At 59.8% G+C, this 12,400-nt stretch carries 12 protein-coding genes; 3 read left to right on the top strand and 9 right to left on the bottom strand.

Annotated features, from left to right (window positions below):
- Positions 1–33 precede the first annotated feature (33 nt).
- From Q0Y02_RS06485 to Q0Y02_RS06475, 3 genes are all read right to left on the bottom strand, one after another.
- On the bottom strand, positions 34–1,077 hold the full coding sequence (locus Q0Y02_RS06485; RefSeq protein ID WP_297766081.1) for a metal-dependent hydrolase: 1,044 nt from the start codon (positions 1,075–1,077) through the stop codon (positions 34–36).
- A gap of 71 nt (positions 1,078–1,148) precedes the next feature.
- Positions 1,149–1,754, bottom strand: a complete 606-nt coding sequence (locus tag Q0Y02_RS06480) for a DUF2780 domain-containing protein (protein WP_297766078.1) — start codon at positions 1,752–1,754, stop codon at positions 1,149–1,151.
- Positions 1,755–1,847: 93 nt separating this feature from the next.
- Complete coding sequence (locus Q0Y02_RS06475) at positions 1,848–2,279, bottom strand: MarR family transcriptional regulator (RefSeq protein ID WP_297766075.1); 432 nt, start codon at positions 2,277–2,279, stop codon at positions 1,848–1,850.
- A gap of 82 nt (positions 2,280–2,361) precedes the next feature.
- Between Q0Y02_RS06475 and Q0Y02_RS06470 the strand changes: the two genes are divergently transcribed.
- Positions 2,362–2,637, top strand: a complete 276-nt coding sequence (locus tag Q0Y02_RS06470; RefSeq protein WP_297766072.1) for a DUF2218 domain-containing protein — start codon at positions 2,362–2,364, stop codon at positions 2,635–2,637.
- Between the two features lie 5 nt (positions 2,638–2,642).
- Here Q0Y02_RS06470 and Q0Y02_RS06465 read toward each other — a convergent pair whose 3' ends face one another.
- Positions 2,643–3,257, bottom strand: a complete 615-nt coding sequence (locus Q0Y02_RS06465) for a trimeric intracellular cation channel family protein (RefSeq protein WP_297766067.1) — start codon at positions 3,255–3,257, stop codon at positions 2,643–2,645.
- Positions 3,258–3,416: 159 nt separating this feature from the next.
- Between Q0Y02_RS06465 and Q0Y02_RS06460 the strand changes: the two genes are divergently transcribed.
- Positions 3,417–5,621, top strand: coding sequence for a TonB-dependent siderophore receptor (locus tag Q0Y02_RS06460; protein ID WP_297766064.1), 2,205 nt, complete (start codon positions 3,417–3,419; stop codon positions 5,619–5,621).
- A 160-nt stretch (positions 5,622–5,781) separates the two neighbouring features.
- On the opposite strand, the gene Q0Y02_RS06455 is transcribed toward Q0Y02_RS06460, so the two are convergent.
- The 3 genes from Q0Y02_RS06455 to Q0Y02_RS06445 all read right to left on the bottom strand — a co-directional run bounded on the left by Q0Y02_RS06455 (position 5,782) and on the right by Q0Y02_RS06445 (position 7,933).
- Positions 5,782–6,627, bottom strand: coding sequence for a S1-like domain-containing RNA-binding protein (locus tag Q0Y02_RS06455; RefSeq protein WP_297766061.1), 846 nt, complete (start codon positions 6,625–6,627; stop codon positions 5,782–5,784).
- A 221-nt stretch (positions 6,628–6,848) separates the two neighbouring features.
- The gene (locus Q0Y02_RS06450) at positions 6,849–7,388 is read right to left on the bottom strand and encodes a DUF2058 domain-containing protein (RefSeq protein WP_297766057.1); all 540 of its coding nucleotides are present in this window, start codon (positions 7,386–7,388) and stop codon (positions 6,849–6,851) included.
- A 14-nt stretch (positions 7,389–7,402) separates the two neighbouring features.
- On the bottom strand, positions 7,403–7,933 hold the full coding sequence (locus tag Q0Y02_RS06445) for a DUF4262 domain-containing protein (RefSeq protein WP_297766053.1): 531 nt from the start codon (positions 7,931–7,933) through the stop codon (positions 7,403–7,405).
- Positions 7,934–8,083: 150 nt separating this feature from the next.
- On the opposite strand from Q0Y02_RS06445, the gene Q0Y02_RS06440 reads away from it, so the two are divergent.
- Positions 8,084–8,824 carry a TIGR04219 family outer membrane beta-barrel protein gene (locus tag Q0Y02_RS06440; RefSeq protein WP_272963156.1) on the top strand — a complete coding sequence of 247 codons (741 nt, stop codon included), beginning with the start codon at positions 8,084–8,086 and terminating at the stop codon, positions 8,822–8,824.
- A gap of 74 nt (positions 8,825–8,898) precedes the next feature.
- Here Q0Y02_RS06440 and Q0Y02_RS06435 read toward each other — a convergent pair whose 3' ends face one another.
- Positions 8,899–9,828: an acyltransferase gene (locus tag Q0Y02_RS06435; protein WP_297766048.1), complete on the bottom strand. Its 930-nt coding sequence runs from the start codon at positions 9,826–9,828 to the stop codon at positions 8,899–8,901.
- Between the two features lie 177 nt (positions 9,829–10,005).
- Complete coding sequence (parC, locus tag Q0Y02_RS06430; protein WP_272963155.1) at positions 10,006–12,246, bottom strand: DNA topoisomerase IV subunit A; 2,241 nt, start codon at positions 12,244–12,246, stop codon at positions 10,006–10,008.
- Positions 12,247–12,400: the final 154 nt, after the last annotated feature.

The following is a 12,400-nucleotide window of genomic DNA, read 5'->3' as shown; positions in this document are numbered from 1 at the left end:
GTAATCACCACTGTTGCCGAGCGGGGTCGGGCGTCAGGGCATCACCGATGGGCAGGGGCTACCCGCCGGCAAGGCTTCCAGGGTGGTCAGGCAGAGGATCGGTTGGCGGGCCAGGGTCCGGTCCAGCAGCGCCGGCCAGGCCTGCGGGTTGGCCATGGGCCGCGGCAGCTTATAGCTGGGCAAGGCCTGCCAGGCGCCATCGTCCCGTTCGGCCAGCACAAACTGGAAGGGGTGCAAACCCGGTACCCCCAGGCGAATATCCGTGGCCAGTAACTGGTCAGGGCCGGCTTCCACCTCCATGAAACCCCGGGTAAACCAGGCCAACTTGCGGCCCGCCGGCACCTGCATGGCCTCGGCATAGTCCTGCGGCGAACGGGGGAAGGTTTCCACCGTCAGGGCATCGCCGTTATCCAGCACGCCGGTGACAATCTCCAGCCGCCGCTGCTCGCCCAGCACCGTCACCCGCCACAGCAGGGTGGAAAACGGCATGGGCTGCACCAGACGTGGCGCCTCACTCAAGCCCCGTTGCGCCAGCGTCGGCATCACCCGCTGTGTCATCCATTGCTGGGCGACCAGACTCCAACACAGATACAGGGAGGATAACGTCAGCCCGGCGGCCAATGCCGGCCTGGCCGGCGGCCTGAACAGCGCCCATACCACGGCAATTAACAGAGGCAGGGTATAAAGCGGATCAATGATGAAGATGCTGCTGATTGCCACCGGATCACCCAGGGGCCAGAACAGGCGCGTGCCGTAGGTGGTAAAGGCATCCAGTAGCGGGTGAGTGAGCAGGCACAAACCGGTGAAGGCCCACCAGCGCCACAGCGTGATGGCCGGGCGCCAGCGCTGCAGCACCCAGGCCAGTAGCAGGGACGCGGGCAGCAATACCAGCAGGGAATGGCTGAAACCACGATGCTCGGTGAAGTTGGCCACCGCATCGCCGTAATCGATCAGTACATCCAGATCGGGCAAGGTCCCCAGCAAGGCACCGCCCAGTAACGCCGAACGCCCCAGCGTGCGGCCCATGACCGCACCGCCCACCGAGGCCCCCAGAACAACCTGCGACAAGGAATCCATCAAAACGCCCCTGGCAAAATCAACATACTATCGGTGACATCGCCAGCAGGCCGTCAAGATTGATACGACGGTCAAACGCCCCACAAACCCTTGAGGCTATTCAGCACCTGGCCGGTGACGCCTTTGTCCCCGAGAAAGCCGAGGATTTTCGGCGCGAACTGGCTGACCATCTCTGGGCTCATGCCCAGGGCACTGAACGCCTTGGTGACACCCTGCATGCTGGAAATATTGCCCAGCATGGATGACATCATGCCGCCCCCTTCACCGCCGCCGAGCAGAGATTCCAGCCCCGGCACCTTGTTGAGTACGCCGCTGAACTGGTCACCGGACAGGTTGCTTTGTGCCATGGCCAGCAAGGCACCGGCACCGCCAGCGGCCTGTTGCCCGGTCACACCCAGCTCCGTGGACAGGGAATCGACCAATGCCTTGGCTTCACCGGAAACGGCCATGCCGCCATTGACGCTATCCAGCGTGTTATTGGCAGAGTCACCGGCCTTGTTGATGCCATCGTTGGCGGTCTCGGACGCCTTGTTGATACCCGCATCGGCGCTCTCGGAGGCTTTGTTCACCGCCGCATTGGCGGAGTCCGTCATTTTCTTCAGATCGAAAGCCTGCACCGGGGATGCCAGCACCAGACAGAAGGACGCACCCAAAACCCCAACTCTAAACATATTCATACCTGCTCCTTGATGATTGATTGCACTTCCTTGCTCATGTGGCGACAAACCTTACCGCCTCAGGAACATCAGAACCAACAGTTTATGGCAATCCTATGACCCGTCCGGCAAACATTTCTTCAGCAGATGCAGCAGCTGTTTGCGCTCCTCCCCATCCAGGTTCTGCAGCAGCGAGGCAAACGCCTGCTCGCGGATTCGCTGCCCGTCGCTGGCCACCTTGGCGCCCTGCTCGGTGAGGAACAAGCACACTCGCCGGCCGTCTTCCGGGTCCGACTCGCGACGCAGCAGGCCCTGCGCTTCCAGCACCTTGATCTTGCGAGTGAGTTGAGCCTTATCGCGACCCTGATGACGCGCCAGACACTGGGGGCTGCTACCGGGCCGAGAGGACAGCTGCAACAGCAACGACACATCCGGCGGCCCCAGCGGCACTGGCAGCGCGGCCAGCGGTTCGCGCAGCAACTGGCGTAACCGGTTCAGCGTGGCACTGAAGGCTTCACTGAGCGGGTCGGAAATATTCCCGGGCATGGCCACTCCATATAGTTGACTTTATCAACGTTAAATCTCAATATAATTGATATTATCAACTATATGTCCGGAGATTCCCACCATGGAGCATCACTACGGTACCGCCAGCACCGAACACGCCAGCCTCTATCTGAAAAAACTCTGCCGCCATTTCAGTCACAAGGTAGAGACCGAGTTCGACGACCACCAGGGCAGGATGCAGTTTCCCTTCGGCACCTGCGAGCTGAGCGCAGACGCCACTACCCTGCAACTGCATTGCCAGGCAGACAGCGACCAGATCGCCACCCTGCGCGACGTGATCGAGCGCCACCTGGTGCGGTTTGCCACCCGCGATACCTTGACGGTGAACTGGCAGTAACGCTCTCAGTCTTCCGGTACGTTGTAGTGGAAACGCGGCAGATGCCACTGATAACGAATCGCCAGCAGGCGCACCATAAAGCCTGTCGCCAGCGTCACCGCCGTGGCCAGCCAGACCGGCGACTGCCAGTGCAGTAACAGCAGATACAGGCAGGCCGCCCCCAGCGAGACCACCGCATAGAGTTCTTTCTGGAACACCAGTGGCACCCGGTTGCAGAGCAGATCACGGATCACCCCGCCGAAGATGCCGGTAATCAGCCCGGACAGGATCGCCACCGGCGCCGCCAGGCCCATATCCAGCGCCACCTTCACACCGATCACCGTGAACACCATCAGCCCCATGGCATCCAGGATCAGAAACAGCATCCGTAACCGGCTCATCAGTGGCGCCAGCCAGGTGGTGACCAGGGCCGCCATGGCGGTCAGTGCCAGATACTCCGGGTGGGCCACCCACACCAGCGGATAATGCCCCAGCAACACATCTCGGATGGAGCCGCCGCCCATGGCGGTGACGCAGGCCACCATCACCACCCCGAACAGGTCCATGCGTAACCGCCCCGCCGCCAGCGCACCGGTCATGGCTTCGGCGGTAATGCCGATCAGATACAAGCTCAGTAGCACCGTGATTTCCTCCCGGTCTTCACATTTCTTTGACTCTCAAACAAGAATCGTTATCATCTGCGCCCAGCAGATGTAGCCAGGCTTCCCCCAGCCATCATCACACAGCGCCTGTAACCGGGCGATTCGACCTTTGCGAACGCGCACCAACTGGGGGTAATCATGTCCACGTTCCGTCTTTCCCGACTTTCCGCCTGCCTGCTACTGGCTGCCAGCCCGTCACTTTACGCAGAAACCAGCCAGAGCAATCCACCGCGCTCACTGGAAACCATTGATGTCACTGCCGCACCATCCGGGGGTGACTATGACGCAGGCATGACCACCGAAGGCAAGGACAGCTACACCACCGACGCCACCAACACCGCCACCCGTATGGTGCTATCCCCGCGGGAAACGCCGCAGTCCGTCACCGTGATCACCCGCGAGCAAATGGAAGACTTCGGCCTCAACAGTGTGGCGGAAGTGATGCAGCGCACCCCCGGGGTCACCGTGAATGCCCAGGACACGGAACGCTTGCAGTTTTTTGCCCGCGGTTTTGAAATCACCAATTTCCTCTACGACGGCATGCCCTCCATGCGCAACAGCTCCCTGGGCAAACAGGCCGCCCAGGCGGACACCTTCATCTATGACCGGGTGGAAGTCCTGCGCGGCGCCAGTGGCCTGCTGCACGGCATCGGCAATCCGTCCGCCACCATCAACCTGGTCCGCAAGAAACCCACCCGTGATTTTTCCGGCCAGGTTGGCGTCGAGGCCAACAGCTGGAACGGCTATCGTGGCGAGCTGGATGTGGGCGGCCCCATCGACGGCAATGACAAGGTACGGGCCCGCTTTGTCAGCGCCTATGAGCAGGGTGAGTCCTTCCTGGATCATTACGAGAATGAAAAGCAGGTGTTCTACGGAGTGATCGAAGGGGATATTTCCGACAGCACCATGATCACCCTGGGCATGGACTATATGGATTACGATCCGCAGGGATCCACCTGGGGTGGCATTCCGCTGTTCTACAGCGACGGCGGCATTGCCGACCTGGACCGGGATACCAACCCGGCCACCGACTGGAGCAGCTGGGCCCAGGATGCCCGCACCGCTTTCATGCACCTGGAACACCAGTTCAACAGCGGCTGGTACGGCAAGCTGGCTTATACCTACCAGGAAAACAACTACGATGCCCAACTGGCTTCCGCCGGTGGCGGCACCCTGAACCGGGACGGCAGCGGCAAGACGCTATGGTCCGGGCGCTTCCAGGAAGAAAAGCACCAGGACACCTTCGACCTGTACGCCAACGGCCCCTTCGAGTTGTTTGGTCGTCAGCATGAGCTGGTGGTCGGCGCCAGTCATTCCCGCGCCAAACGGGACTACACCGGCCAGCCCGCATTGAACTTCGATAACACCCTGGACAACCTGTTCACCTGGGACGGCAACCGGGCCAAGCCGGCCTGGGGCGCCAACAATGCCGAAGAGAAAGAGCTGATCGAGCAGACCGGCTTCTATGCCACTGCCCGCTTCAAGCCCACCGACTCCCTGGCGGTGATTACCGGCGGTCGCGTGGTGGACTGGGAACGCTCACGCAGCGGCTTCAACTGGGCCGGTCCTTTCCCTGACCATGAAAGACATTTCGAAGAAAACGGCGAAGTGGTGCCCTTTGCCGGCGTGGTTTATGACCTGAACCTGCACCACTCTGTCTATGCCAGCTACACCAGCATTTTCCAGCCGCAAACCGCCCGCGACATCGACAACCGGGTACTGGATCCGGAGGAAGGCAACAGCTATGAAGCCGGCCTGAAGAGTGAGTTCCGCAATGGTCGGGTAAACACCACCGTGGCGGTATTCCGCACCGACCAGGACAACCTGGCGGAATCCACCGGCCAGCCGATTCCCGGCGGCCCGGCCAATTCCGTTGCCTACCGTGCCGTGGACGGCGCACAGACCAATGGTTTCGAGCTGGAAGCCTCCGGCGAAATCCTGCCTCGCTGGCAACTGCTGGCCGGCTACACCTACCGGATCACCGAAGACCCGGAAGGCGACGAGCTGAACACCACCTCGCCGGAAGATATGTTGCGGCTGTCCACACGTTACCGTTTCAATGGCAGCCTGGACGGCCTGACTCTGGGCACCAGCATTGCCTGGCAGAACAAGACCTACGCCTTCGTGACCCGCCCGGGCCACAGTGGCGACTTCAAGTTCGTCCAGGACGCCTACACCCTGGTGGACCTGATGGCCCGTTATCAATTCAACCCGGCACTGTCGGTCACCGCCAATGTCAGCAACCTGACCGACGAGACATATTTCAACAACCTGGGATTCTATAACGGCGGTTATTATGGCGACGGTCGCAAAGCCAGTCTGAAGCTGAATTACCGCTTCTAACGCACCATCCCCCGGCAGAACGTAGGGTGGATTAGCCGCAGGCGTAATCCACCCTACGCGCAGCTTTAAACGCAAAGAGGCCGCACTCTCACCATGAGCGCGGCCTCTTAAATTGCAGATGAACCCCGAGCTTTCTCGCGTCGCTGTTAACTGTTCACTGTTAACTGTTCACTAACGAAATCTTGCCCTTATCGATCACGATACGACGCTCTTTATAGAGGCCACCGATGGCCTGCTTGAAGGCATTCTTGCTGCACCGGAAGGTGGCGAAGATATCTTCCGGGCTGCTCTTGTCACCCAATGGCAGTTCGCCGCCAGCAGCCTCAAGAGCCGCCAGTATCTGTTCGCTTAGCCCTTCGCTTTTCAGCGCCCCGGGAGGATTCAGTGACAGGCTGAGCTTGCCGTCCTCGCGCAGGCGTTGCACATAGCCGGTGACCCGCTGACCGGGGCGTAGCGGCGCACGCAGCTCCTGTTTGGCGATCATGCCCCAGCAGCGGTGATCCACCACCACCTTGTAGCCCAGATCCGTGCCGTGGGCTGCCACCAGAGACACTTCATCACCCTGCTGGTAGTCATCGCTGGTATCGTCAAGGAACCGGTCCAGCTGGGCGCTGGCCAGCAGGCGCCCTTCCCGGTCGGTGGTGATCATCACCAGCACCCAGTCGCCCTCGCGAATGGGCCGTTTCTGTTCAGCGAAGGGCAACAGCAGGTCCTTGGGCATGCCCCAGTCCACAAAGGCGCCCACCTTGCTGGTGGACACCACTTTCAGGAACGCCACCTGGCCGTGCTGGGCGCGGGGTGTGCGCAGGCTGGCCATGGGGCGGCCCTGGCCATCGCTGTACAGAGTGACCAGCACGCTATCACCGGGGCCCAGATTCTGGCCTTCGACCTCCCGGGACGGTAACAGCACCTCCCCCAGCGAACCGCCGTCCAGCAGCAACCCGTTATGGATCGGCTTGATGACTTCCAGGGAGTGGCGGGCGCCAAGTGTAGTGGATGCGGTCATGGTTCGGGCCTGGTTGGTTTAAGGGTGGAGTTTGGTGCCTGACCGGAATAAAAACGTAGGGTGGATTAGCCGCAGGCGTAATCCACCAGCCTTACCTTCCGAATTATCGTTACGCTGAAACGAAGGTGGATTACGCCTAGGGCTAATCCACCCTACGATTCCTGGTCACCCGTTAGGCGATTTCCGCGCAAACGCGGTTCGTAGCTCGTTGCCGCGGCGCGCTACCACATCAGATCGTCTGGGATCGGGAAGTCCTTGTAGGGGTCATCCTCGTCCACCGCCTTGCTGCCGCGCTCGTTGAGCAGCAGCACCGCAGACTCCTCACGCTGGCGAATCTTTTCTGCCACGACCGTGGGCACCAGCTCGTAGCCGTCGCCCAGGGCGACAATGGCGATCTGGCCGCGCTCAAGCTGGGCCTGCTGCTTGGCGGTGACCCAGGCCTTCTTGATCTTCTTGTCCTGTACGAACTGATAGGCCACATCGCCATGCTGGCGATCCAGACGACTCTGTTCGATCATCTGCTTGATCTGGGCGGCGATTTCCTTCTTCTCACGCTCCGCCTTGCGAGCAGCTTCACGCTGACGATCCGCTTCAGCCTTTTCCTCGCGCTGGCGACGGGCCCGCTCGGCCGGGTCTTCCAGTTCGATTTCGCCACGCTTGGCCTGGTTGGCTTCCTGGCGTTTTTGTTGTTTGGCACGACGGGCCTTCTTCTGGTCCGCCAGGCCGGCTTTCATCAATTGTTCTTGCAGGGAATTGGCCATCTTGCTCTCCGAACTCAACGGCGATTCTGGGTTAACGGGGACGCAGGCGGCACCCCCAGCAGCGGCTGGGCCCGGTGGAACCGGGTATCGTAACCGGGCTGCCAGGGGAACACGCCCTTGGGATCGGGCCACACCATTTGCAGGGCCGGGTACGGCGCCGGCAGGCTCTGGTAGAACCAGTTGGCGAAGCCCAGGTATTCCTTGTAATGCGCAAAGGCCACCGGCAGGAACATGACTTCCAGGCCATCGGCAATATCGTTGTACAGGCGGTATGGCTGATAAGGCTTGTTCAGGCCGCGAATGCGCACGGCGGCGCTGTCCAGCAGGCGGCTGGCCAGGGAATCCTTCAGCCCCAGCACGATCAGTTCCGGGTGATTCAGATTGAGGAAATGCCCCACGCTGAAGGTGAAACCAGGCTGACCATCGCCACCGGGCACCGCAAAATGGTGCCAGCCCTTGCGCTGGATATCTGCCAGCAAGTCTTTGTCTTGTGCATCTTCCGGTGCCGGATAACGGAACTGTCCGGGCATTTCATCTAGAAACATAGGTAACTGTCAGCAGGAGCCGGGCCAAACCTGCCGAACCCCGGCAAATGAATCGTGATTGTTGTGGGCATGGTACCAGAATCCCTGTGGACTTGGTGACACCCTTGTAGACCTGCAATACTGAACGTTCACTCACAAGCAGGAGTTTCCATGAAACGCATCAGTCTGCTGGCAGCCGGTTTACTGGCCGCCCCCCTGGCCTGGTCAGCACCAGGCATTGCCGTTTATGGCGGCGGCTACAGCTGGGACACCGAGTTTGAAGGCACGGTTGCCTCTGGTGGTGAAGATATCCGCATGCAGGATGACCTGGGCTTTGATGAAGCCAATCAGCAGGTGCTCTATCTGGGCGTGGAACATGCCGTACCGCTGATTCCCAATGTGCGGGTGCGCAGCCTGGATCTCTCTGATGACGCCAGCAATCGCCTGCAACGTACCTTTGTGTTCAATGGCCAGCTGTTTGTGGCCAACACCGAGGTCGCAACCGATATCGATCTGGACATCCTCGACGGCACGCTCTACTACACGCCGCTGGATAATGCCCTGAAAGTGAACCTGGGGGTGACCGTCCGCAAGATCGAGGGCAGCATCAGCCTGGACAACCTGCTGGTCAGCACCACCAAGAACTTCGATGAAACCCTGCCCATGCTGCATGCCTCTGGCCGACTCAACCTGCCGGTGCCTGGCGTCTATGTCGGCGGCGAGATCGATACGATCAGCTACGACGGCAACACCTTGCGGGATCTGACCGCTCGCATCGGCTGGCGCTCGGATTTCCTGCTTGGCGTCGAGCTGGGCTACAAGCACATGGACCTGGAGCTGGATGATGTCAGCGATCTGGATGCGGATCTGGATATGGGCGGGCCCTATCTGGCGGCCTCACTGAGTTTCTAGTGGCTTGTCACGGACCAGGCATTGCCTCTGGCCTCGGCGAAGGCAGGGACAATGCCTTTTCCTGTTGAACCTGATTAGTCGCGGCCGGCGCGCTTTGCCGGCTGTGCGCTGCCCTGGTTTTCCTGTTCGGCCATCTGTACCAGTCGCGCGTCCTTCTGCGCCCACAGATCACTGACCCACTGCTGCATTTCCGCCCGAAAAACCGGGTCTTCCTGGTAATCGCTACGCCATAGCGCCGGCTTCAGGGGGCGGGTCTGTACATCCACCACGACCCGATCCACTTGGCCACACAACAAATCCCAGAAGCCCGGCGGCGCCCCTTCCGGGTACAGGATGGTCACATCCAGTATGGCATCCAGATTGTCACCCAGAGCCGCCAGTACAAAAGCCACACCACCGGCCTTGGGCTTGAGAAGATGCCGGTAGGGAGACTGCTGGTTATCATGTTTGGCGGCAGTAAAGCGGGTACCTTCGAGAAAGTTCACCACTGTCACCGGTATACCCTGAAATTTCTCACAGGCCTGCCGGGTGATCTCCAGATCCTTGCCTTTGAGGTGGGGGTACTTCTCCAGAAACGCTTTGCTGTAGCGCTTCATGAAAGGGTAATCCAACGCCCAGAATGCCAGCCCCAGAAACGGCACCCAGATCAGTTCTTTCTTGAGGAAGAACTTGAAGTAAGGCGTCTTGCGATTGAACGCCTGAATCAGCGCGGGGATATCCACCCAGGACTGATGGTTGCTGATCACCAGATAGGAGGTGTCACCGCGCAAATCCTCCACGCCACGAATCTCCCACTGGGTGGGTGTCATCAACGCAAAGATGGCCTTGCAGATCTCGGCCCAGGTTTCAGCGATAGCCATGACGACAGAGGAGCAGACCTGGCGGGCTCGCGAACCTGGCAGGATCACCTTGAGTAGCGCCACCAGCATCATGGGGCCAATCAGTATCAGGGTATTGAGCAGCAATAACAGTGCGGTGATAACGCCCGTGATCGTGGCAGCCATGGTGACACTCCTACTCTTTTCCCTGTCAAAGAGGGTATTAAACCCGGTTCTCGCCATCACGCAAGTCTGTTCACCCGCCGCGGGAAGCAACAGCGTGATGGATTGATCTGCCGAAAACCGGCACACAAAAAAACGGCACGCTGTCGAGCGTGCCGTTTTTTCTCACCGGTAAAAGCGCTACTCGCCTTTACGCTCCACGGCCATATGGTCCACGTTCTGGAATCCACGTGGCAACTTGGCGCCACGGCGGCCCCGCTCCCCGTAGTAGTGCTCCAGATCGCTGGCCTTGAGAGTCAGATGACGTTTACCGGCATGGATGGTGAGCGCATCCTGCGGCCCCAGCACCTGCATGTCCTGCACGAACTCAATCCGGTCCGCCACCCGCGCCCCGGGGATGGACATCATCTTGTTGCCCTTGCCCCGTGCCATTTCCGGCAATTCCTTCACCGGGAACACCAGCAGACGGCCTTCGTTGGAGACCAGCGCAATCAGATCGTCATCGGTGGAGGCAATCGGTTTCGGCGGCAGAACCTTGGCGCCCTTGGGCACCGACAGCACCGTCTTGCCTGCCTTCTTGTTGGCCAGCAGATCCCCGTAGCGCACCACAAAGCCGTAACCGGCATCGGTGCTCATCAGGTAGGCGTCCTTTTCCTTGCCCATCACCGCGGCCATGAAGCTGGCCCCGGACGGTGGGCTGACACGGCCAGACAGGGGTTCGCCCTGGCCACGGGCACTGGGCAGTGTATGGGCCGGCAGGGAGTAACTGCGGCCGGTGCTGTCGATAAAGCATACCGGCTGATTGGACTTGCCCTGGGCCGAGGCCTTGTACTTGTCGCCGGCCTTGTAGCTCAGGCCAACCACATCCACCTCATGGCCCTTGGCAGAACGCACCCAGCCTTTCTCGGACAGCACCACGGTCACCGGGTCGGCGCTGACCAGATCCGTTTCGTCGAGGGCAGATGCCGCATCCCGTTCTACCAGCGGCGAGCGACGATCGTCGCCATATTTGTCCGCGTCTTCCTGCAGTTCCTTGGCCACCAGCTTTTTCATTTTCGCCATGGAGCCCAGGGTGGTTTCCAGATACTCGCGCTCTTCGTTCAGCTCATCCTGCTCGCCACGAATCTTCATTTCCTCAAGCTTGGCCAGGTGGCGCAATTTCAACTCGAGGATGGCTTCCGCCTGCTGCTCGGAAATACCGAAGCGCTCCATCAGCACCGGCTTGGGCACATCTTCGGTGCGGATGATGTGAATCACTTCATCGATATTGAGGAAGGCCACCAACAGGCCTTCCAGGATGTGCAGACGCTCCAGCACCTTGTCGAGACGGTGCTGCAGACGCCGACGCACGGTGACCATACGGAACTGCAGCCACTCGTTAAGGATCATATCCAGGCTTTTTACCTGTGGCCGGCCATCAATGCCGATCATGTTCAGGTTTACCCGGTAGTTCTTTTCCAGATCCGTGGTGGCAAACAGGTGGCTCATCAACTGGGGAATATCCACCCGATTGGAACGCGGTGTAATCACCAGACGCGTGGGATTTTCATGATCCGACTCATCGCGCAGATCACTGACCATGGGCAGCTTTTTCTTCTGCATCTGGTCGGCAATCTGTTCCAGCACCTTGGCGCCGGATACCTGATAGGGCAAGGCAGTAACGACGATGTCACCTTCCTCGCGCTCATACACGGCACGCTGCTTGAGCGACCCCTTCCCTTCCGCATACATGCGGATGATGTCGTTCTGGGAAGTAATCACCTCCCCCTCGGTGGGGAAATCCGGGCCCTGGATGTACTGCATCAGGTCATCCAGTGACGCCCCCGGATCCTTGAGCAGGTGAATACAGGCATTCGCCACTTCACGCAGGTTGTGCGGCGGAATATCCGTGCTCATGCCTACCGCGATACCGGTAGTGCCGTTGAGCAACACATTGGGCAGACGCGCCGGCAGCAGCTTGGGCTCGTCCATGGTGCCGTCAAAGTTGGGCACCCATTCCACCGTGCCCTGGCCCAGCTCGGCAAGCAGCACTTCCGCATAGGGCGCCAGTTTGGATTCGGTATAACGCATGGCAGCAAACGACTTCGGGTCATCTGCACTACCCCAGTTACCCTGACCATCCACCAGCGGATAACGGTAGCTGAATGGCTGCGCCATCAACACCATGGCCTCGTAACAGGCGGAGTCACCATGGGGGTGATATTTACCCAGTACATCACCCACGGTACGCGCGGATTTCTTGTACTTGGAGGTGGCCTTCAGCCCCAGCTCACTCATGGCGTACACAATACGCCGCTGCACCGGCTTGAGGCCGTCACCAATATTGGGCAAGGCCCGATCCAGAATCACGTACATGGAATAATCCAGGTACGCTTTTTCGGTGTATTCCCTTAAGGGAAGACTTTCAAATTCATCAGCCATTTCTTCAATGCCTTCTTCTCGATCACAGCATGTTCAAATGCTGAGAGGCTATATGTCTTTGCGATGCTCGAAGAGTTGCAAGTTGAAAGTTCAAAGTTGCAAAGCGCGGAAGAAGCCCTGCCAACCTGAACAGCCTTGCCCGCGTGCCGCCGTT

Source organism: uncultured Alcanivorax sp., assembly GCF_947258575.1.
In the GTDB taxonomy this organism is placed as follows: domain Bacteria; phylum Pseudomonadota; class Gammaproteobacteria; order Pseudomonadales; family Alcanivoracaceae; genus Alcanivorax.
This window is presented reverse-complemented; position numbering and strand designations above follow the sequence as displayed.

Excerpts from the sequence above, each read along its gene's own strand:
- Q0Y02_RS06485 (WP_297766081.1), bottom strand. The coding sequence starts at position 1,077 with ATGGATTCCTTGTCGCAGGTTGTTCTGGGGGCCTCGGTGGGCGGTGCG.
- Q0Y02_RS06480 (WP_297766078.1), bottom strand. The coding sequence starts at position 1,754 with ATGAATATGTTTAGAGTTGGGGTTTTGGGTGCGTCCTTCTGTCTGGTG.
- Q0Y02_RS06475 (WP_297766075.1), bottom strand. The coding sequence starts at position 2,279 with ATGCCCGGGAATATTTCCGACCCGCTCAGTGAAGCCTTCAGTGCCACG.
- Q0Y02_RS06470 (WP_297766072.1), top strand. The coding sequence starts at position 2,362 with ATGGAGCATCACTACGGTACCGCCAGCACCGAACACGCCAGCCTCTAT.
- Q0Y02_RS06460 (WP_297766064.1), top strand. The coding sequence starts at position 3,417 with ATGTCCACGTTCCGTCTTTCCCGACTTTCCGCCTGCCTGCTACTGGCT.
- Q0Y02_RS06455 (WP_297766061.1), bottom strand. The coding sequence starts at position 6,627 with ATGACCGCATCCACTACACTTGGCGCCCGCCACTCCCTGGAAGTCATC.
- Q0Y02_RS06450 (WP_297766057.1), bottom strand. The coding sequence starts at position 7,388 with ATGGCCAATTCCCTGCAAGAACAATTGATGAAAGCCGGCCTGGCGGAC.
- Q0Y02_RS06445 (WP_297766053.1), bottom strand. The coding sequence starts at position 7,933 with ATGTTTCTAGATGAAATGCCCGGACAGTTCCGTTATCCGGCACCGGAA.
- Q0Y02_RS06440 (WP_272963156.1), top strand. The coding sequence starts at position 8,084 with ATGAAACGCATCAGTCTGCTGGCAGCCGGTTTACTGGCCGCCCCCCTG.
- Q0Y02_RS06435 (WP_297766048.1), bottom strand. The coding sequence starts at position 9,828 with ATGGCTGCCACGATCACGGGCGTTATCACCGCACTGTTATTGCTGCTC.
- parC (WP_272963155.1), bottom strand. The coding sequence starts at position 12,246 with ATGGCTGATGAATTTGAAAGTCTTCCCTTAAGGGAATACACCGAAAAA.